The sequence below is a fragment of the Halopseudomonas sp. 4NH20-0008 genome, assembly GCF_057548395.1.
In genome coordinates this window covers 173,474-194,794 of record NZ_BAAJMD010000005.1, presented here as the reverse complement: position 1 = coordinate 194,794, position 21,321 = coordinate 173,474, and the positions used below count along the sequence as shown (strand labels likewise).

The 21,321-nt window shown below is 58.5% G+C and carries 16 protein-coding genes; 3 read left to right on the top strand and 13 right to left on the bottom strand.

What is annotated here, in order from left to right; genetic code table 11:
• Positions 1-18: 18 nt before the first annotated feature.
• Genes aroK through AC27HQ_RS07280 form a run of 6 tightly spaced genes read right to left on the bottom strand, consistent with a single transcriptional unit; the run spans position 19 to position 5,533 of the window.
• On the bottom strand, positions 19-534 hold the full coding sequence (gene aroK, locus AC27HQ_RS07305; RefSeq protein WP_487155486.1) for a shikimate kinase AroK: 516 nt from the start codon (positions 532-534) through the stop codon (positions 19-21).
• A gap of 5 nt (positions 535-539) precedes the next feature.
• Positions 540-2,690: a type IV pilus secretin PilQ gene (locus AC27HQ_RS07300; protein ID WP_487155485.1), complete on the bottom strand. Its 2,151-nt coding sequence runs from the start codon at positions 2,688-2,690 to the stop codon at positions 540-542.
• Positions 2,691-2,746: 56 nt separating this feature from the next.
• The gene (locus tag AC27HQ_RS07295; RefSeq protein WP_487155484.1) at positions 2,747-3,274 is read right to left on the bottom strand and encodes a pilus assembly protein PilP; all 528 of its coding nucleotides are present in this window, start codon (positions 3,272-3,274) and stop codon (positions 2,747-2,749) included.
• Positions 3,271-3,897 carry a type IV pilus inner membrane component PilO gene (locus AC27HQ_RS07290; protein ID WP_487155483.1) on the bottom strand — a complete coding sequence of 209 codons (627 nt, stop codon included), beginning with the start codon at positions 3,895-3,897 and terminating at the stop codon, positions 3,271-3,273. Before AC27HQ_RS07290 ends, AC27HQ_RS07295 begins: the two co-directional genes overlap by 4 nt.
• Complete coding sequence (locus AC27HQ_RS07285) at positions 3,894-4,469, bottom strand: PilN domain-containing protein (protein WP_487155482.1); 576 nt, start codon at positions 4,467-4,469, stop codon at positions 3,894-3,896. The genes AC27HQ_RS07290 and AC27HQ_RS07285 overlap by 4 nt, the downstream gene beginning before the upstream one ends.
• Positions 4,469-5,533, bottom strand: coding sequence for a pilus assembly protein PilM (locus AC27HQ_RS07280; RefSeq protein WP_487155481.1), 1,065 nt, complete (start codon positions 5,531-5,533; stop codon positions 4,469-4,471). The genes AC27HQ_RS07285 and AC27HQ_RS07280 overlap by 1 nt, the downstream gene beginning before the upstream one ends.
• 185 nt (positions 5,534-5,718) lie before the next feature.
• Here AC27HQ_RS07280 and AC27HQ_RS07275 point away from each other — a divergent pair, with 185 nt between their 5' ends.
• Entirely contained in the window at positions 5,719-8,112 is a 2,394-nt protein-coding gene (locus tag AC27HQ_RS07275) for a penicillin-binding protein 1A (RefSeq protein ID WP_487155480.1), read from the top strand.
• Here AC27HQ_RS07275 and AC27HQ_RS07270 read toward each other — a convergent pair.
• The gene (locus AC27HQ_RS07270) at positions 8,070-9,017 is read right to left on the bottom strand and encodes a LysR family transcriptional regulator (protein ID WP_487155479.1); all 948 of its coding nucleotides are present in this window, start codon (positions 9,015-9,017) and stop codon (positions 8,070-8,072) included. The two genes, AC27HQ_RS07275 and AC27HQ_RS07270, sit on opposite strands and share 43 nt — an antisense overlap.
• 168 nt (positions 9,018-9,185) lie before the next feature.
• Here AC27HQ_RS07270 and AC27HQ_RS07265 point away from each other — a divergent pair, with 168 nt between their 5' ends.
• Positions 9,186-10,892, top strand: a complete 1,707-nt coding sequence (locus AC27HQ_RS07265; RefSeq protein WP_487155478.1) for an AMP-binding protein — start codon at positions 9,186-9,188, stop codon at positions 10,890-10,892.
• A gap of 186 nt (positions 10,893-11,078) precedes the next feature.
• Complete coding sequence (locus tag AC27HQ_RS07260) at positions 11,079-14,363, top strand: carboxyl transferase domain-containing protein (RefSeq protein ID WP_487155477.1); 3,285 nt, start codon at positions 11,079-11,081, stop codon at positions 14,361-14,363.
• 15 nt (positions 14,364-14,378) lie between these two features.
• Here the strand turns inward: AC27HQ_RS07260 and cydC are convergent, their stop codons facing one another.
• The 6 genes from cydC to AC27HQ_RS07230 form a co-directional block, all read right to left on the bottom strand.
• Entirely contained in the window at positions 14,379-16,040 is a 1,662-nt protein-coding gene (cydC, locus tag AC27HQ_RS07255) for a thiol reductant ABC exporter subunit CydC (RefSeq protein WP_487155476.1), read from the bottom strand.
• On the bottom strand, positions 16,033-17,718 hold the full coding sequence (gene cydD / locus AC27HQ_RS07250; RefSeq protein WP_487155475.1) for a thiol reductant ABC exporter subunit CydD: 1,686 nt from the start codon (positions 17,716-17,718) through the stop codon (positions 16,033-16,035). The genes cydC and cydD overlap by 8 nt, the downstream gene beginning before the upstream one ends.
• Complete coding sequence (cydB, locus tag AC27HQ_RS07245) at positions 17,702-18,709, bottom strand: cytochrome d ubiquinol oxidase subunit II (RefSeq protein WP_487155474.1); 1,008 nt, start codon at positions 18,707-18,709, stop codon at positions 17,702-17,704. Before cydB ends, cydD begins: the two co-directional genes overlap by 17 nt.
• A 2-nt stretch (positions 18,710-18,711) precedes the next feature.
• Positions 18,712-20,112: a cytochrome ubiquinol oxidase subunit I gene (locus AC27HQ_RS07240; RefSeq protein ID WP_487155473.1), complete on the bottom strand. Its 1,401-nt coding sequence runs from the start codon at positions 20,110-20,112 to the stop codon at positions 18,712-18,714.
• Between the two features lie 127 nt (positions 20,113-20,239).
• Positions 20,240-20,959 carry an LrgB family protein gene (locus tag AC27HQ_RS07235; protein ID WP_487155472.1) on the bottom strand — a complete coding sequence of 240 codons (720 nt, stop codon included), beginning with the start codon at positions 20,957-20,959 and terminating at the stop codon, positions 20,240-20,242.
• A complete protein-coding gene (locus AC27HQ_RS07230) occupies positions 20,956-21,318 on the bottom strand; it encodes a CidA/LrgA family protein (RefSeq protein WP_487155471.1) in 363 nt (120 codons plus the stop codon). Before AC27HQ_RS07230 ends, AC27HQ_RS07235 begins: the two co-directional genes overlap by 4 nt.
• Positions 21,319-21,321: the final 3 nt, after the last annotated feature.

The following is a 21,321-nucleotide window of genomic DNA, read 5'->3' as shown; positions in this document are numbered from 1 at the left end:
GGAGAGTTATGCAGACTGTCAGTCGGCGCCATCTTGAAGGCGATTGAGGATGGTGTTGACCACAATCTTCGGGCCACGCTGATCAGTGTCGATGATGAGGTCGGCAATTTCGCGGTACAGCGGGTCGCGCTTGGCCATCAACTCACGTAAAACCTTTTCCGGGTCTGCCGTCTGCAGCAACGGGCGCTGACGATCCTTGGCAGTGCGCTGTAGTTGTTGATCGACGCTGGTGCGCAAGTACACAACCAGACCATGGGCAGCCAACGCATGTCGATTGGCTTCACGCATGACTACCCCACCCCCGGTGGCAAGAACGATACCCTGCTCAAGCACCAGCTCCGCAATCATGGCCTCCTCGCGCTCGCGGAAGCCTTCCTCACCCTCAACGTCAAAAATCCAGGGGATATCAGCACCAGTTCGCGCCTCTATCTCCCGGTCTGAATCCTTGAAGGGGTATTTGAGTTCCTTTGCAAGCAGACGCCCGATGGTGCTTTTCCCAGCACCCATCGGGCCTACCAGAAACACATTACGCAACGGGCTTACCTGGCAACGCTGATAGCTCCATTGTTGATAATGCGCGGGGTCAGGAAAATCAGCAGTTCAGATTTGGTTTCCGAGGTAATGTCCCGGCGGAAAGCACGACCCAGGATCGGCAGATCACCAAGGAAAGGCACCTTTTCAACACCGTTCTGTGTTTCGCTGGAGAACACACCACCGATCACGATGGTCTCACCGTCACCAACCAGAATGGTAGCGTTGACTTCGTTCTTGCGAATAGTCGGCACACCGTTCACTTCGTTGGTGAAGTCAGGCTCATCCTTGGTGACAATTACCTCCATGATGACCTGATTATCCGGAGTGATTTGTGGAGTTACTTCCAGCGACAGCACTGCCTCAGCAAAAGCGGTAGTAGTCGCACCACTGGAACTGGCTTCCTGGTAGGGGATCTCTGAACCCTTGAGGATTTTGGCCGTTTCCTTGTCCGAGGTAACCACCTTGGGCTGGGAAATGATTTCCCCATTACCGGTACTCTCCATGGCGGACAGTTGAAGGTCCAGAATGGTGTTATCAGTAATGAAGCCGATGCCAATACCTGAGGTAGACATACCGCTAGGCAGCCCCATATCAACGAAGGGACTGTTGAATGGACGGGTAGGACGACCCTGGAAGCCAGCGGTGGTCTGGTCTTCAGCGCTGTCGTCGACGCCCGTCTCACCATTCTTGCCAAACAGACTGAAGCGATCACCCATGCGCACGTTACCACCCCAGCGCACACCCAAGGCACGGTCAAAACCAACGTTGGCTTCAACGATTCGTGCCTCGATCATGACCTGACGGACCGGGATATCCAACTGGGTAACGATACGACGCAGTTCGTCAATGCGCTCCTGGGTCAAGGTAACCAGCAAGGTATTGGTACGATCATCAAAGATGACCGTACCTCGCATATCATCGGCGAGCGTGCCTTCATTCTCATCATCCTCATACAGGCTGGCAATGTCAGACGCCTTGGCATAATTGAGCTGAATGATTTCCTTGCGCAGGGGCGCAAGTTCAGCAATCTGGCGACTAGCTTCCAGCTCTTGGAGTTCGCGTGCAGCAATCTCCTCGGCCGGCGCCACCAAAAGCACGTTACCAATCTTGCGCTTGTCAAGACCCTTGGTCTTCAACACCAGATCCAGCGCCTGATCCCATGGCACATTTTGCAGACGCAAGGTGATGCTTCCCTGAACGGTATCGCTGGCGACCAGATTCAGGTCGGTAAAATCAGCAATCAGTTGCAGAACAGAACGCACTTCAATGTTCTGGAAGTTTAGAGACAACTTTTCGCCCGTATAGGCAAAGGCATCTGCACGGCGCTGTTCGACTTCGGTGCGAGTCAGCGGCTTGAAGCTTACAATCAGCCGGTTATCCGCCTGGTATACCAGATGCTCGTAAAAACCCGTGGGTTCAATGCTTACAACAGCGTTGCGGCCACTGGTGCTGACGTTAACAAAGTTGACCGGTGTAGCGAAGTCCTTCACGTCCAGACGCACGCGCAGTTGGTCAGGCAACTGGGTATCAGGGAAGGTCAGACGCACACGGCCGCCCTGCTCTTCAACATCAACGCGAATTGACGGGTCAGACAGGTCAATAACGACGTTACCTTCACCCTGATCGCCACGCTGGAAGTCAAGACCACGAATAGCAGGGGCTCCGGTGGCTGCAGATGCACTCACGGCAGGCTGCGACGCATCTCGCCACTGTGAAGGAGCTGCGGTTGCCGGCGCTACAGCTGTTGGCGTGTCAGCTGCGGTATAGCCTGGCGCACTGGCAGCACCCACCATGATATACAGATCATTGCCATCTACACGGGTAGCGTAGGGGACCAGGTCTGTCAGGTTGATAATGAGGCGCGTACGGTCATTCGCTTCAACCACGGTCAGGCTACGAGCATTACCCAGACCCAGCTCACGGTTGCGTTGACCAAGCTGGTTTTTTACCCCAGGCAAGTCAATCGCGATACGGGCCGGCTGATCGATGGTGTAACCCTTGGGCGTGGAAACAACCGGCTCGTCAAAGCTAAGCTTCAACTCAACCCGCTCGCCCGGCAGGGAGGCCACATCCAGATTCTGCAGATTGGCCGCCAGGGCCAGCGGACTTAACAGCGCAAGAACCGCTGCAAGTGAAAACTTTCTGGTTAAAGGCATGTGATTGCGTTCCACGCGTGACTGTTTGCAGTTCATTTTTTATCTCCCTGGTTGACTTATCCGCGCTCAGGCAAGCTGAGCGTTCGCGGGCGCTCCAACCAACCACCTTCACCGTCCGGGACGATTTCTACTACGTCGACACGGCCTTCTTCGATACTGGCAATACGGCCGTGATTTCGACCCAGATAGTCACCAATGCTTACCCTGTGCACACTACCAGCACCTCGTATAAGTGCCTGCATGCCCTGGTCGTTACTGAGGATGCCAACCATCTCAAAGGACTCGATGTTAAAGCCTTCAAGAAACTGTCGAACCCGGTCTTCATCGGGCTTGATATCCTGCGACCCGCGTGGCTGCGTCAGATCAATCTTGATCGGCGGCTGAAACGGACTACGCAAGGATGTTGCACTGTACGTGAATGCCTCATAGGGCTGAAATCTTGGCAGAGGCTCGATGGCACCGGCAGGACGAGCCCGAGTCTGCTCCATAAACTCTTGCAGATCGCTGAAGTTACCGCCACCACAGCCAGACAACAGCAAACCGGAGGCAAGTGCGACGCTCAGCATGGAATGACGCATGATCATTGCTCGCCTCCTGCTTCATTGTATCGATAGGTCTTAGCCAGAATGTCCATCTTGAGAAGGTCTGGATTACCACCCTCTTCTACTGGCTCGATTTTAAAATCATGGAGCGTAACAATACGGGGCAGGCCGGACACGCTACTAACGAACGTAGCAATGTCATGGTAGCTACCCGTGACTACTATCTGTATTGGAAGCTCGATATAAAATTGCTGTGCAACCTCAGGCTGCAGGGTAATGGATTCGAACTCAAGACCGCTGTTAAGACCCATCTGCGTGATATCTTCCAGCAAACCAGGCACTTCAGTGTCACTGGGAAGTTGTTTCAGCAGGGTTCCAAAGCGCTCCTCGATTTCTGCCAACTGTTCTTTGTAGGCTTCAAGGTTGGCTGCACGGAAGGACTTATCGGTAAATTCCGCACGCAAGGTTACTTCAGTGGCTTGCTCACGCTCCAAGGAAACCTGCAAATCCTTGAGGTGAAAGTGGTAGCCTGCAACCAACAGAGCGATAAGCAAAATAAGCCCAGTGATGAACTTCAGTGCACCCGGCCATGACCCCACGTTGTTAACGTCAATATTGTTAACATCAATCTTTTTGAAACTCTCAATTGCCTGATTAATGCTCATTGCTGGCCCTCTCCCTCAGCCGCGCTACGCGGGTCGGTCTGGCGCACAGACAGCTCGAACTCGTTAGCTTGATCCACACCACCCGAGGTAATAGCACGAACGGCAGTCAGGTTTGGCGAAGTCAGCCAATCAGAAGCATCCATTTGCCTCATCAGATTGGAAACCCGACTATTCGATTCTGCACCGCCCTTGATACTGACTACGCTGGCTTTCATTTCTACCAGACTGAAGAAAACACCGTCTGGCAAGGTCCGGGCCATTTCATCAAACACCCGCACAATAATTGGACGGTTACCCTGCAGATCCTGGATAACTTTCATACGATCAAGCAATTGGGTACGTCGAGCTTGAAGCTCTTCGATTTCCTGAATACGGGTATCGAGAAGCGCAATTTCTTTCTGCAAAAACGCATTCCGGGCATTTTGATGATCAATTTTGCCGTTAAGCACGCGATCACCCAGAAACACCAGGGCGGCGGCAAAGACAACAATCAGCACAAGAATGGTCAAAAACTCCTTCTTGCGCTCTTCCCTGAGCTGCTCGCGCCAGGGTAGTAGGTTAATGCGAGCCATTAGTCGAAACTCCTCATTGCCAGACCACATGCAATCATCAAGGCCGGCGCATCGTTGCTCAGTGCCACGGCATTAACCTTGTTGGACAGGGTCATGTTTGCAAAGGGGTTAGCTACCAACGTGGTGGTGCCGATTTTCTGTTGAATCAGTTGATCCAAACCGGGAATCGAAGCCGTACCACCAGCCAGGAGGATGTAGTCCACGTCGTTGTACTGACCACCAGCAAAGAAAAACTGCAGTGAGCGGGAAACCTGCTGAACCACGGCATCTTTGAAGGGGCTTAGCACTTCCGACTCGTAGTCGTCAGGCAAACCGCCTTGCTTCTTGGCCAATCCAGCTTCTTCCTGGGACAAACCGTAGCGCCGCTGAATCTCGTCAGTCAGCTGCTTGCCACCGAAGAGCTGCTCGCGGGTATAAATGATTCGACCCTTGCTGAGAACACTGAGGGTCATCATGGTGGCGCCGATATCGATCACTGCCACAGTCAGCTCATCGCGGTTGCCATCCAACTGATCAATTACCAGATCACAGGCCCGCTCCATGGCGTAAGCCTCGACCTCGACCACCTTGGCGTCAAGACCAGCCAGGGCCAAAGCGGCTTCACGAATATCAACGTTTTCACGACGGCAAGCTGCCAGCAGCACTTCGACGCGATCAGGGTTGCGCGGGGAAGGCCCCTGAACCTCGAAGTCGATAGCCACCTCATCGAGAGGGTAAGGAATGTATTGATCGGCTTCCAGCTTGATCTGCTCTTCCATCTCGTCATCATCCAGACCGGCATCCATCTCGATGGTCTTGGTTATGACGGCGGAGCCGGCAACAGCCACAGCGGACTGCTTGAGCGAGGTACGGGAGCGCGCAAGGACTTTTTCCAAAGCCTGGCCGACACCCTCAAGCTCGACGATGTTTTTCTCGACCACCGCACTGGGTGGTAAAGGTTCAACCGCGTAGGCCTCAACCTTGTAGCGGTTCCCGGAGCGACTGAGCTCGAGCAGCTTCACAGTAGTGGAACTGATATCGATACCCAGCAGCGTGTTCGCTTTTTTCTTTATGAGCCCTAGCACGGCCAATTTCCTATCAGCATCCGACACTTACGGACGGTTTATGTTTTCCTACATTAAATAACAGTCCGTCTACAAGCGCAAATAGCTAAATCAAAAAAAATACGCTTATAATGCAGACTGTTAACCCGTTCTCACCTGACCTTTACTCTAACCAATTCATTTGACAGGGAATTTGCCCGTCCCTTATGCGCTTTCTAAAACTTGCTTTCTGGTCCCTAATTGCCCTGATTTGCGCCCCGATAATGGCGCTAAGCGGCATTGCACTGTATCTGAGCCCTGCTTTGCCGGACGTAGAGACCCTGCGCGACCTGCAATTACAAACCCCTCTGCGGATATATAGCACAGATAACAAATTGATAGCTGAATTCGGTGAAATGCGCCGAATTCCAATTCGTTATGAGGATGTCCCAAACGACTTTATTAACGCCATATTGGCTGCCGAAGATGATAATTTCCTCAATCATCACGGCGTCGACCCCAAAGGTCTGCTCCGCGCAATCACCGAATTGGTGCAAACCGGTCAGATACAGACGGGCGGCAGCACCATCACAATGCAGGTGGCCAAAAACTACTTTCTCACCAGCGATCGGGTCTTTTCGCGCAAATTCAATGAAATTTTGCTGGCACTGCAGATTGAACGCAGTCTCAGCAAAACAGAAATTTTTGAACTCTACGTCAACAAGATCTATCTCGGCAACCGAGCCTATGGCATAGAAGCTGCGGCCCAAGTCTACTATGGCAAGTCGATCAACGAGCTGCCGCTGGCTGATCTGGCGATGATTGCCGGGCTACCCAAGGCACCCTCGCGCTTCAACCCCGTCGCCAACCCTGAGCGTACGCAGATCCGTCGCGACTGGATTCTTGGCCGTATGCTGAGCCTGGGCTATATCGACCAGGCCGCACATGATGAAGCCGTTGCCAGCCCAATCAATGCCCGCAACCACGGCGCCAATCCTGAAATGGAGGCGCCCTATGTTGCCGAAATGGCCCGACTGGAAATGCTTGAACGCTTCGGCGATGCAGCCTACACCAGCGGCCTGCATGTCTACACCACCGTCGACAGCCAGCTGCAAAGCCTGGCGAACAGAGCCCTTCGCGAGGGCCTGATGGAGTATGACCGTCGCCACGGATACCGTGGTCCGGAAGCCCATCATCCGGAGAGCGATCTGGAGAACGTTGAAGCGCTTTTGAGACCCTACACCAGTATTGGCGGCTTGCGGCCTGCGGTCGTACTTTCTGTTGAGGCTGACAAGGTAGATATTGCCTTGCGTGGCGGCATAACCGGCAGCATCCTCTGGGAAGCCATGCGCTGGGCGCGCCCACACTTGAATGCCAACAGCATGGGACCCGTGCCCCGCAAGCCAGAAGATGTTCTCAAGGTAGGCGATATTATCCGCGTAATCCCTGCAGATGATGACCTGTTCAAGCTGGCTCAAATCCCCGAAGCGCAAAGTGCTGTGGTGGTATTGTCGCCTCAGGATGGCAGCATCCAGGCACTGACGGGCGGATTCTCTTTCCAGCAAAGCAATTACAACCGCGCTACCCAGGCCCGGCGCCAACCCGGCTCAAGCTTCAAGCCCTTTCTCTACAGCGCCGCACTGGACAGCGGTTACACGCCGGCCAGTCTGGTCAATGATGCACCGCTGGTATTTGTTGATGACGGCGTCGATTCAGCCTGGCGACCGCAAAATTCCGGTGGTGACTTCCTCGGCCCCATCCGCCTGCGGGAAGCCCTGTACCGCTCGCGCAACCTTGTCTCGATTCGCCTGATGCAAGATCTCGGCGTAGATAACGCGCTCAGCTATATCGAAAAGTTTGGTTTCAGCCGTGAGGAGCTGCCCCGCAACCTTTCAGCGTCCCTGGGCACGCCAGAACTGACTCCGCTGCAGATCGCCCAGGGCTACACCATCATTGCCAATGGCGGTTTTGGTGTGCGTGCCTATCTGGTTGATCGCATTGAAGATCATAACGGGCAAATCATCGATTTCGCCGTGCCGGCAATAGCCCCCTCAGCCCGTACACAGCATGAAGAGCGCCTGCAGCGCTACGCAGAGCTCACCGAGTCGCCGGTTACCGACGTCGTTATCGCGCCACAGGTAGTCGATGCCCGTACCACCTATCAGCTCAGCAGCATGCTCAGGGATGTTATTACTCGCGGTACAGCCGTGCGTGCAAGGGCCCTGCAACGCGGCGATCTGGCTGGCAAAACCGGTACAACCAATGACCAGAAAGACGCCTGGTTTGCCGGCTACAACGGCGACTTTGCCACCACTGTCTGGGTTGGCTTCGACCAGCCAAGCACCCTGGGCCGGCGCGAGTACGGCGGCACCGCTGCACTGCCCATCTGGATGACCTTCATGGCCGGGGCGCTTGAGGGCAGACCGGAGAACAGCCAGCCCATGCCCCGCGGCCTGGTCAATGTACGCATTGATCCAGCCACTGGACGCAGTGCGCGCCCCGGCTCCGGCGAAGGCTTCTTCGAGGTGTTCAAGGAAGAAGACGCACCACCTCCTTTCAGCGAGCTGGATGCCGGTGGTTACAGCAGCGACGGCGCCGTAACACCACTGGAACTGTTCTGAGCCAACGCCAGCACCTGCTGGCGTAGCCATTGATTGGCCGGGTCGTGCTCGGATTCCTCGTGCCAGTACAGCGTCAAACCGATCGCCGGCAGTGGCAAGGGCATCGGCAGCAGCCTGTTACCCAGTGAGCGACTGACCAACTCGGCCTGACGACGTGACAGGGTCAGCAGCAAATCGCTTTGCGCCACCACCAGACTGGCCGCCTGGTAGCTCTGACAGCGCTGCACCACCTTACGCGCAAGCCCCAGATGCCCAAGCGCCAGATCCTCAAAGGACAACCCGCGGCGCCAGGATGCCACGGCAATATGCTCGGCTGCCAAATAACGCTGGGTCGTCAAATTCCCTTGAAAGTTTTTGCCCGCCACCACACACAGTGGCTCACTGACCAATTGCATCTGGCGTAGCGGCGCCTCGGCAGGACGGGCAATCTGAATCGCCAGATCAACACGTCCTGCTGACAACTCCAGTGGCAACTCCCGCCAGCGCACCCCGGCCGTATGCACACGGCAGAAAGGTGCCTGCTCGCGCAAATGCACCAGCAGGGCCGGCAGCATTACCGGCTCCAGCTGCTCAGGCAGGCTCAAGGTAAAGACGCGCTGATCCCGAAGCGGGTCGAACTGGCGTAGACGACCGACACCCTGCTGCAAGCGCTCCAGACTGTCGAGAATCGCCGGCGCCAGGCGCAAGGCCATGACAGTCGGCGCAACACCACGCCCCTCCCGCACGAACAGCGGATCAGCCAGATGCTCACGCAAGCGGCCCAGAGCATGACTGACCGCCGACTGACTGACATGCAGCACGGCGGCGGCCCGAGTCAGGCTGCGCTCACGGTAGATCACCTCAAACACCCTGAACAGGTTGAGGTCGATACGTGCCAGTGATTGCCATGCATGCTTTTCATTCATAATGACCACCTGAAAAAGCCTGGATTAGCCTAAAAAATAAGACATCTAGCCGCTCTCATGAAGCATATTCATGATCCTGAATGAATAATCATCGCTTCCTGCAGGCGCAACATGCGCCTAGTCTGAGCTCAAGCCAAAACAAGACGCAGTCCGCGCGGAGTCTCGACCATGAATGAAAGCCGCTATCTCGAGCAGCTAGAACAACTGCAGGAGGCCGTCTGGCCAGTCGGCCACGCCCGCGAACCTGAATACCCGCTGGGCCAACAGCCGCTAACCGACTACCTGCGCCAACGTGCCGAAACCACGCCAAGCAAGATCGCCATCGCCTTCTACGGTCAGCACACCAGCTATGCCGAACTGGATCAGCTATCCGAGCGCTTTGCCAGCCTGCTGCTGAATCAGGGGGTACAACCCGGTGACCGGATCGCGGTGTTCATGCCCAACTGCCCGCAATTTCACATCGCCTTCTACGGCATCCTCAAGGCTGGCGCAATCCATTGCCCGGTCAGCCCCATGGCACTGGGCATGGAGCTGGAATACCAACTCAAGGACTGTGGTGCAAGCGTCATGGTCTGCTTCGACCAGCTGCTACCGGCGGTACGCCAGGTACGGGCACATACCGAGCTACGGCTACTGATCAGCACCAGCCTTTCAGAACTCTGCCCTGCTGAGCCGCCGGTCAGCGTCCCGGATCTGCTGCGCGCACCCAAACTCGAGATCAGCGATAGCCTCGACCTGCTGCCCGAGCTGGCCAGGGTCACGCCCCGCACTGATCTGCCAAGACCGACGCTGGATGATATCGCCGCGCTGAATTACACCGGCGGCACCACCGGCCTGCCCAAGGGCTGCATCCACACCCACGGCGACATGCTCTATACCTGCGCCAGCTTCCTGCCAGCGGCACTGGGCCTGGATAGCCAGCGGGTCAGTCTGAACTTCATGCCCGAATTCTGGATTGCCGGTGAAAATGCCGGCCTGCTGTTCCCGGTGTTTTCCGGCACAACCCTGGTACTACTAGCACGCTGGGATGCGCTAAGTTTCATGCAGGCTATACAACACTATCAGGTCAATCACACCGGCCTGCTGGTCGACAGCGCGGCTGAAATCCTCGATCACCCGCAGGTCGGCGACTTCGATTTCAGCTCCCTGCAGATCACCAGTTGCGTGTCCTTTATCAAGAAACTGACCCCCGAGTACCGCCAGCGCTGGCGCGCTCTGACGGGTTGCACCCTGTTCGAAACCAGTTTCGGCATGACCGAAACGCACACCTGCGACACCTTCACCGCCGGTCTGCAGACAGACAATTTTGATCTCAAGTCAGCACCCACCTTCGTTGGCCTGCCGGTCCCCGGCACGCAGTTCAAGGTCTGTGATTTTGAAACTGGCGAGCTGCTGCCTTTGGGTGCTGAGGGCGAACTGTGCCTGCGTAGTCCGTCTCTGCTCAAGGGCTACTGGAACAAGCCCGAGGCCAGCGCTGAGGCGCTACGTGACGGCTGGCTGCACACTGGAGATAGCGGGGTAATCACTGACCAGGGCTTTATCCGCTATCTGGGCCGCCGCAAGGAAATGCTCAAGGTCAAGGGCATGAGCGTATTCCCCAGCGAACTGGAAGCCATGCTCGGCCAACATCCCCAATTGCTGGCCTCGGCGGTCATAGGCCGCCCGGATGACCGCAAGGGCGAAGTCCCGGTGGCCTTCGTGGTCGCCAAACCCGACGCTCAACTCACCGCTGCAGCGCTGACCGACTGGTGTCGACAGGCCATGGCGGCGTACAAGATACCCGAGTTTCGCATCGTCGACGCGCTGCCGATGACGGCGACCGGAAAAGTGAAAAAGAATGAATTGAAGGAATTACTGATCCCGCAGCAGACGTGACAATGCGCCCTTGCCGGCTACCTGTGCCGGACCGTCGATGCCCTGGACGGGCATCGCCGAGCCCCCAGGGATGGGTTCACGGCGTGTCCGGCACAGGTAGCCGGCAAGAGCGCTAACACCGATACTTGAAGGATCAGTAATTCCCGGCAGATTCCAAGCCAGCCCAGTACGATCAAGGATTAATGCATGCCCATCACCAAACTGCTGATCGCCAACCGTGGCGAAATCGCCATCCGCCTGGCCCGCGCCGCTGCCGAGCTGGATATCCCCAGCGTCGCCGTGTATGCCGAGGACGATGCGGCGTCCTTGCATCGGCACAAGGCCGATCAGGCCGTGGCGCTCAAGGGGCGCGGCGCCAGCGCTTATCTGGACGCCAACCAGTTGCTGCGCATTGCCTATGAACAGGGCTGCGATGCCATTCACCCCGGCTATGGCTTTCTCAGTGAAAATGCTGCCTTTGCTGCCCAATGCGACGATGCCGGCATTCGTTTTGTCGGGCCCGATGCCAAGGTATTGGCCTGCCTGGGCGACAAGGCCAGTGCCCGACGACTAGCCATGCAACATGGCGTGCCGCTGGTACAAGGGACCAACCAGCCGACCACGCTGGAGCAGGCAAGAGCCTTTATGGCCGACCTGGGACCCCAGGCGGCGGTGATGCTCAAGGCCCTGGCCGGCGGCGGCGGGCGTGGCATGCGTGCGGTGCTGGATCCAGCGGAACTGGACGAGGCCTATGCCCGCTGCCAGTCCGAAGCCACGGCCGCCTTCGGCAATGGTGAGCTGTATATCGAAAGACTGATCCGCCGCGCCCGGCATATCGAAGTCCAGATCATCGGTGATGGCCGTGAGGTAGCACACATATGGGAGCGCGACTGCAGTCTGCAACGACGCAACCAGAAACTGCTGGAGATCGCTCCGGCACCCGGTCTTGATCCAGCCCTGCGCGAACAATTGCTGAGTGCCGCCCTGAATCTCACCGGTGCGCTTGGCTACCGCGGTCTGTGTACGGTCGAATTCCTGCTCGATGAAGACAACGGCGACTTCGTATTTATGGAAGCCAACCCACGTATCCAGGTCGAGCACACGGTCACAGAAGCAGTCACCGGGTTGGACCTGGCACAGATCCAACTGCGCCTGGCAGCGGGTGCGACGCTAGCCGAACTGGGGCTAAGCCAGGCACAGATCCCCGCTCCGCGCGGCTATGCCGTGCAACTGCGAATCAACCTTGAAAGCATGGCCAGCGATGGCAGCGCACGTCCGGCCGGCGGCACCCTGAGCGCCTATGAGCCACCCAGCGGCGCCGGCATCCGCGTGGATGGTTATGGCTACAGTGGCTACACCAGCAGCCCAAGCTTTGACTCCCTGCTGGCCAAATTGATTGTTCAGGCCGATGCCGATTACCCCCAGGTCCTCAAGCGCGCCTACCGAGCCCTGTGCGAATTTCGCCTGGAGGGCGTGGCCAGCAATCTGCATTTTCTGCAGAACCTGCTGCTGCACCCGGATGTGCAGGCCAATCGCGTTACCACCGGCTTCATTGAAACCGAATCGGCTGCACTGGTTGGCGCCGCCGTACAGACTCATCCACACCTGTATGCCAAAACCGCGGGTGCAGGCAGTGCGCAACGCCATGCCGAAGCCGATGCGCCGGCGGGTACCCAGCCACTGAACACCCCGGTGCAGGGCGTACTGGTCAGCCTTGATGTGCAAGCCGGCGATGCGGTCGCCATCGGCCAGCAGGTCGCGGTGCTGGAAGCGATGAAAATGGAATTCGTGGTCAAGGCCAGCCACAGCGGTATCGTTCGCGCCCTTGCCGTGGCACCCGGTGACACCCTGTTCGAAGGCAGCGCCCTACTGTTTCTTGAGCCGGCCGAAGTCAGCGCCGACGGCCTGGCGACCGAGGAAAGCATTGATCTGGAGCTCATTCGCAGCGACCTGCGCGACGTGCTTGAACGGCAGGCCGACCTGACCGATGCGCGCCGCCCGGAAGCCGTGGCCAAACGGCGCAAGACCGGCCAGCGCACCGCCCGCGAGAATCTTGCGGACCTGCTGGATGAGGGCAGCTTCATGGAATACGGCGGTTTTGCCCTGGCCGCCCAGCGTACCCGCCGCAGCCATGAGGAGCTGCTCAAACTGAGCCCGGCCGACGGTCTGATTACCGGCATAGGCACCGTCAATGCAGCGCAGTTCGGTGCTGAAAAGGCTCGCTGCATGGCCATGAGTTACGACTACACGGTCTTTGCCGGTACCCAGGGCGTGACCAATCACAAGAAGACCGACCGCATGCTCGAGCTGGCCGAGCAGTGGCGTCTGCCGCTGGTGTTCTTCACTGAAGGCGGTGGTGGTCGCCCCGGCGATATCGACAAGGTCGGCGTGGCCGGACTCGACTGCACCACATTCATGCGCATGGCCCGCCTCAGTGGTCAGGTACCGCTGGTCGGCGTGGTGTCCGGCCGCTGCTTTGCCGGTAACGCCGCCCTGCTCGGTTGCTGTGACGTAATCATCGCCACCGAGAACGCGACCATTGGCATGGCCGGCCCGGCGATGATCGAAGGTGGCGGTCTGGGTCGCTTCACTCCGGAACAGGTCGGCCCGACCAGCATGCAGGGGCCCAACGGCGTTATCGATGTACTGGTCAAGGATGAAGCGGAAGCGACCCGGGTGGCCAAGCAATATCTGAGTTATTTCCAGGGCGATCTGCCCGGCGGCGAGTGCGCCGATCAGCGCCTGCTGCGCCACCTGATTCCGGAAAACCGTCTGCGTGTCTACGACATTCGCGAGGTGATCGAGACCTTGGCCGATAGCGGTTCGGTACTGGAGCTGCGCCGGCAGTTTGCTCCCGGCCTGATTACCGCGCTGATCCGTATCAACGGCAAGGCCTTCGGCCTGATGGCCAACAACCCCATGCATCTGGGCGGCGCCATCGACGCGGTATCCGGCGACAAGGCCGCGCGCTTCATGCAGCTGTGCCAGGCCCATGGCCTGCCGATGGTTTCCCTGTGCGACACCCCCGGCTTCATGGTCGGTCCGGATGCCGAACAGCAAGCTACCGTGCGGCATGTCTCACGCATGTTTGTCACCGCTGCCAGCCTAAGAATTCCGTTCTTTACCGTGGTCCTGCGCAAAGGCTACGGCCTTGGCGCGCAGGCCATGGCCGCTGGCAGCTTCCATGCACCCATGTTCACCATCGGCTGGCCGAGCAGCGAGTTCGGCGCCATGGGCCTGGAAGGAGCCGTGCGCCTGGGTTATGCCAAGGAACTGGCGGCGCTTGAGGACCCCGCAGAGCAGCAGGCGCTGTTCGACAAGCTGGTGGCCGAGCTGTACCAGCGCGGCAAGGGTTTGAGCATGGCCAGCTTCCTCGAGATTGACTCGGTAATCGACCCGATGGAAACCCGTGACTGGCTGCTTCGTGGCCTCAGCTCGGCGCCACCGGAGTCACTGGAGCGCGGCCTGCGGCCCTTTGTCGATACCTGGTAGCGCGCCGCATTACCATCATGAAGGCTGGTGCAGGCTGTCCAGAACGATTACCCGATCGGCTCTGGGCAGCTGCGCCTGATCGTGCCCCAGCAACAACACGGTCCGACCCTCCAGCCACAGTTCCAACCTGGCCTGAATGCGCTCACGCAAAGCGTGATCCAGTCCACTGAACGGCTCATCAAGAATGATCAGCGGCGAGGCCTTGAGCAGTACACGTGCCAGTGCCAGGCGACGCCCTTCTCCCCCCGACAGCTGTCGGCCCGACTCGCCCACCCAGGTATGCAAACGGTTTGGCATCGCTCTGACCAGGTCAGCCAGCTCTACCATCTCCAGCACCTGCCAGAGCTCCTCATCACGGGCATCCGGTTTGGCCATCAACAGATTGGCGGCAATACTGTCATGCAGTAATTCAGTTTGCTGGGTCAAGTAACCTAGCTGCCCACGCAGGGCACTCAGGGGCAGATCAGGCAACGAAACGCCACCCAGCGTGATCTGCCCGCTATCCGGATCACGCAAACGCGCCGCGAGCGCAGCAAGGGTTGATTTACCGCTACCCGAACGCCCCGTCAGGGCCACGTGTTCGCCTTGGGCCAGATACAGGTCAACCGCTTGTAACCCGGCATGGACTACCGTGACACCTTGCCAGCTCACGCTGGTATCCAGCGACAGCGGCCGTGGGGACAGCGGCTCAAGCAATTGCGAGCGTAGTGCTGCCTGTCTATTCAGGCGAGCAGCGGCTGTAGCGGTGGCGCCATACTGGACAAAAGCTGCAGGCAAGCCGGCAAGGCCTTCACTCAGGGCCATCAGCGCCAGTGGCAACATGACCATCACCGGCCCGGATAACAACCCGGACTGATAGGCCTGGGCGCCGGCTAAAAGCGCAAGCAGCACCGCCAGCATGACACCCAGGGTGACGCCTGCCTGGCCAACAATAACGCGACGCTGCAGGGACAACTGCTCATTCAACAGCTGCTGGCTGGCCTCCAGCAACTGTTGCCGATGCTCTGCCAGAGTCCCCGCTGCAGTCAGCTCGGCCAGACCCTGCAACTGTTCTACCGACTGCACCCGCAGACTATCCAGCAGCTCAATACGCCGGGCACTCAAATGTCGCCCCCAGGCCGCCATACCCAAGGTCACCAACAGCAACAAAGACAGCAGCAGGGCCCCAAGCAGCAGCGCCAGCATGGGATGAAACAGCGCCACCAGTGCGGTCACCACCAGAATCCCGAGCAGCGCCACCAGCGGGGGCGCCAACAAGCGCAGATAGAGACTATCCAGCGCATCAATATCAGCGGTCAGACGGTTCAACCACTGCGCCGCTCGAAAGCGGCCAAGCGTGACCCCATCAAGTGTCGCCAATGCGGCAAAATGCGTGGCCCTGAGGTCAGCCAACAACTGCAGGACAGTACTGTGATTGAACACCCGCTCGGCATAACGCGCGACCGTTCGGCTCAGGGCAAAAAAGCGGATACCGCCACCCGGAAGATAGATATCAAACATCACGCGTTGACCCGCTGCCCATAACAGCGCTGTCACCCCGGTGGCCGTAATGAACCAGCCGGACAGCGCCAATAAGCCGACCGCGCTGAGCAGCGTCAGCGCCATCAGCAACGCGCCGAGCCAAAGTCGGCTGCGGCGTTGCAGCATCAGGGCCAGCCAGGGCTGCAATTCACGCATCGGCAATACACCCGTCACGCAACAGGACGCAGCGATCAGCCAGAGCCATCAGGGCCGGGTGGTGGGTCGCCATCACCAGAGTGCGGCCGCTTTCGGCCAGGGCAGCCAAGGCCTGAACAACCTCGGCTTCGCTCTCCTCATCAAGACTCGCTGTAGGCTCATCCAGCAACACCAGCTCGGCATCCGACAGCCACACACGGGCCAACGCCAGGCGTTGCGCCTGACCTCCCGACAAACCCCGCCCGGACTCACCAAGCGGAGTGTCCAAGCCCTGTTGCTGGGCTGCCAGCAACGGGCCGAGGCCAACCGCCTGTATCGCCTTAAGCATGTCAGCCGCGCTGGCATGCGGTGCCGTGAGCTGCAGATTCCTGGCCCAACTGCCCTGAATCAGAAAAGGGCGCTGCCCTAGCCATGCCAGCGGCAGGCGTCCGGGTAGTTGTCCAAAGACACTGATGGCGCCATCCGTTGGCTGGATGAAGCCGGCAAGGCAGTGCAGCAGGCTGGTCTTGCCTGCGCCAGAAGGGCCCACCAGTGCCACTACCTGACCGCGCGTCAGATCAAGTGATACTGCGTGCAAGACCCGCCCGCGTCCGGGATAGTTCAGGCCCACAGACTGCAGGTTGATACGCTCAGCGTCCGGCATGAGACCTTCGCCCGCAGTCGGCTGTTCAGCTGTGTGTGCCATCTCAGCGAACAGGGTCACCATCCCATCAGCGGCGCCCAGGGCCGCAGCACGGTCGTGATAGGACTGTGCCAGATTGCGTAATGGCTGAAAAAACTCAGGGGCAAGCAGCAAGATGAACAAGCCGGAAAACAACGTCAGCTCTGCTGCCGGACCAAACTGAATATAACCAAGCAGGGCGAAACCGATGTACATCGCGGCCACGGCAATAGCGACGGACGCGAAGAACTCCAGAACAGCAGATGACAGAAAGGCAATACGCAGCGTTCGCAGGGTAACGGCCCGATAGCGCTCGGCAACGTCCCGGACTGATGAAGTGGATGCCGCGACCTGTCCAAACAGTTGCAAGCTGGTCAGACTTCGCACCCTGTCGAGAAAATGTCCAGCCAGCCGTCCCGCTTCCAATACATGCTGCTGGCTGACTTTCTCGGCGCTCATGCCAATCAGCGCCATAAACAGGGGAATAAGTGGCGCAGAGACCAGCAAAAACACTGCAGCCAGCCAATCCAGCCAGCCCACCACCAGCACAATCAGCAACGGGCTCAACAACGCCAGCCACTGTTGCGGAAGATAGCGGGCGTAGTAACCATCCAGAGCATCAACCTGCTCAACCCACTGGTTAGCCAGGGCCGCGCTCGAGCGATCAGCCAGCCTGACCGGGCCGAGCCGGCCCCAGGCATCGCTCAGATCCTCGCGGACCTGCTGTCTGATCCTGGCACTGGCATGCTGACCACAACGTTCCTGGCCGGCCTGGAACAAGACACGCAACCCGACCGCCAATAACAGCCCCAGGCCGGCCCAGACCAGTTCATGGAGGGGTCGCTGCTGAACCAGCAGGGCATCAACCAGCCAGGCTATCAGGCCCATTTGCGCAATGATGCCAAGGTTGTGCAGCACGCCATTGACAACCGCCGCTTGCAACCATGGCTGAACTGACCGGGCCTGTTGTCGTAGCCAGTCGCGGCGCCGCCGCGCAGACTCAGTGATAGCCTTCACCCACCCGAACCTTGCCGCGGAAGACCCAGTAGGTCCAGGCTGTATAACCCAGGATGATAGGGATCACAAAGAGCATGCCCAGTAGCAGAAACAATTGCGATTCCGGTGCTGACGCCGCATCCCACAGGGTAAAGTTCGGCGGGATCACATAGGGCCAGCGGGTCCAGAGCAGACCGAAGTAGGTGGCAGCAAACATGCCCATGGTCGCCAGAAACGGCATGGCCTCGCTGCGTTTTTTCAGACTACGCCAGATCTGCAGGGCGAACAGCAGTGTCAGCACGGGGAAAATCCAAATCCAACGCACTTCGGCAAACCAGCGCTCAAAGGCCGCCGGGTCGACAGAGGGCGTCCAGATGCTGATGATGGCAAAGACCGCCAACACAGCGGCCAGCAACCAAGGTGCCAACCGATAGGCCCAAGCCTGAATATAGCCTTCGGTTTTCATGATCAACCAGGTGCAACCGAGCAGCGCATAACCGGCCATCAGGCCCAGACCGGTCATCACGGTAAAGGGCGTCAGCCAGTCAAACGCGCCGCCGGCATAGGCCAGCCCCTCGGTTTCGTAGCCCTGAATATAGGAACCCACTACCACGCCCTGGGCAAAGGCCGCCAGAAACGAACCACCGGCAAAGGCCCAGTTCCAAAGATAGCGCGAACGCTTGGCCTTGAACCTGAACTCAAAAGCCACGCCGCGAAAAATAAGGCCGGCCAACATCAGGAACACGCCGATATACAAAGCCGGCAAAAGGATCGAATAGACCAGTGGAAACGCCCCCAGTAGCCCGGCACCACCGAGCACCAGCCAGGTTTCGTTACCGTCCCAGACCGGCGCCACCGAGTTCATCATCACATCCCGCGCATCTTCATCGGGAGCAAAGGGAAACAACAACCCGACGCCCAGATCGAAGCCGTCCATCAGCACATACATGATCACCGCGAAGGCAATAATCATGGCCCAGATCATCGACAAATCCAAAAGAGATGCTTCCATGTTCAGGCTCCCTGCTGTTCAAGTGGTACATCGCTGCCAGACAGCGGCCGCGCCGGGCGATGGGCATCGTGCTGGTCGCTGGCCTGCGGCTTGATCTCCAAGCCGTCCTGCAGTACGCGCATCAGGTAATACAGCCCGGCACTGAAAATCAGTCCGTAGACCAGCACGTAGCCGAGCAGGCTGAACAGCGCCATGCTGCCGGTCAATGAGGGTGTCAGCCCCTCGGCATGCGTGATCAATCCCTGCACCAGCCAGGGTGCGCGGCCTGTCTCGGTGACCACCCAACCCGCCAATACGGCAACGAAGGGCGTCACACTCATCAACCGCAAGCTTTGCAAAAACCAGGGCGTCTGCCAGTAACGCTGGCGATGGCGCAGCAGCAACCCGGCAAAACCCACCGCGATCATAAGCAAGCCCAGCCCGACCATGACCCGAAACGACCAGAAAACCAGTGCAACGGGCGGCTGCTCGGCAACCGGCACTTCGTTCAACCCTTTAACCACACCATCGGGATCATGCGTCAGAATCAGACTGGCCAGCTTGGGAATGGCAATTTCAAAGTGGTTGGTCTGGTTGGCCTGATCCGGCCAGGCGAACAGTAACAAGGGCACGCCAGAGGCCGTCTGCCAGTTCCCCTCCATGGCCGCGACCTTCATCGGCTGGTGTTCAAGGGTATTGATTCCATGGAAGTCACCCACCACGGCCTGGGTCGGCGCAACCAGCAGAATCAGCCAAAGGCACATGGACAAGGCCCGTCGGTTGACCTCTACCTCACGTCCGCGCAACAGATACCAGGCGCTTACCCCAGCGACCACAAAGGCGCCGGTCAGAAAGGAGGCCAGCGCCATATGGGCAAAACGGTAGGGAAATGACGGATTGAAGATGGCCTCGGACCAGGAGGTGACAAAAAACACGCCCTCCCGCAACTCGACCCCGGCCGGCGTGTGCATCCAGCTATTGGCCGAGAGAATCCAGAACGACGAAATGAACGTACCAAAGGCCACCATGCAGGCGGCCATCAAGTGAACGCCCTTGGGCACTCTATCCCGGCCGAAGAGCAAGACACCGAGAAACGCCGCCTCAAGGAAAAAGGCCGTAATCACTTCGTAACTCAATACCGGACCAAGGAAATTGGCCGCTGAATAGGAATAATTGCTCCAGTTGGTGCCGAACTGGAAAGACATGACAATACCGGATACCACACCCATACCGAACACCACGGCAAATACCTGTATCCAGAACTTCGACAGTCGCTCCCAGACCGGATTGCCGGTTTTAAAAGACAGCGCCTCAAGAAAAGCGATGAACGAGGCCAGACCAATAGTGAAGACCGGAAAAATCGCATGAAAGGACACCACGAAGGCGAACTGGATGCGCGACAACAGAAGGGGATCAAGTTCCATGCCACTAGCTCCTTGCAAGGGTTGGGCGGGTAAAGCGCCAGGCTAAGCTTACAGACTGGCCTGACTGCACTATGCAACAACCCCTGCCTCACTGACAGGCGGCCAATTGACGCATACCCCCAGGAGTTTAGACCAGAAACCAGAGCGTCATGCCCAACGGCAGCAGAATGGCTGTGGCAATGCCCATCAGACTCATGCCAAGGGCGGCAAAGGCGCCCGCCTCCTCACTTTCTTCCAGCGCCCGCGCCGTGCCTACGGCGTGTGCGCAGATACCCATGGCCAGTCCCCAGGCCGCCTGCGAACGAATGCCAGTGATCTTAAGCAGCCAGGGACCGAACAGTGCGCCTATGATCGCCGTAATCATGACGAACACCGCCGCCAGTGCCGCTACACCGCCGATCTGTTCAGCCACCAGCATGGCTATCGGCGAGGTCACCGATTTCGGCGCCATGGTCATCAGCAGCATATGATCGACCTGCAGCGCCCAGCCAATCAGCAGCGTGCTGATGGTCGCGAACAGGCCGCCCAGCAACAGGGTCAGCATCACCGGCCAGAAAAAGTCGCGAATCTTGCGCAGGTTGACATACAAGGGTACCGCCAGGGCAACCGTGGCCGGCCCGAGCAGAACCAGCAGCGGCGCCACCGCCTCACGGTACGTGGGGAAATCCACGTCGATCAACAGCAGCACCGTGATCATGATGACAATCGAAATCATCACCGGATGGAACAGTGCCAGCCGGGTTTTCTCATACAGCGCCACGCCCAGCTGATAGGCCGCCAGGGTCACGCCGATCCAGAACAGCGGGTGCTCGACAATCGCTTGCCAGGCCAGACTCAAGGCGCTCATGGCTGATCCTCCGAGCGCTGCTGTCTTTGCAATAGGCGCTGCATCAACCAGCCACACAGCGGCAGAGCGAGGAAAAACGACAGGGTCAGCGTAACGACGATGGCCAGACCATAGGCGGCCATTTCCGCGCCGTAGGCCATGATACCGACAGCCGGCGGCACCAGGATCAACGGCAGGTATTTCAGCAGGCCGGCGGCAGCCTGTTCGATCGGCTCACCGACTTCACCGCGGATCACCAGAAACACCAACAGCAGCACCATGCCAATGATCGGGCCCGGCAGGAAAGACAACCATAGAACATTCAGGCCCGTGCCGATCAACTGAAAAAGGATCAACCAGGTCAGACCACGTATCAACATCAG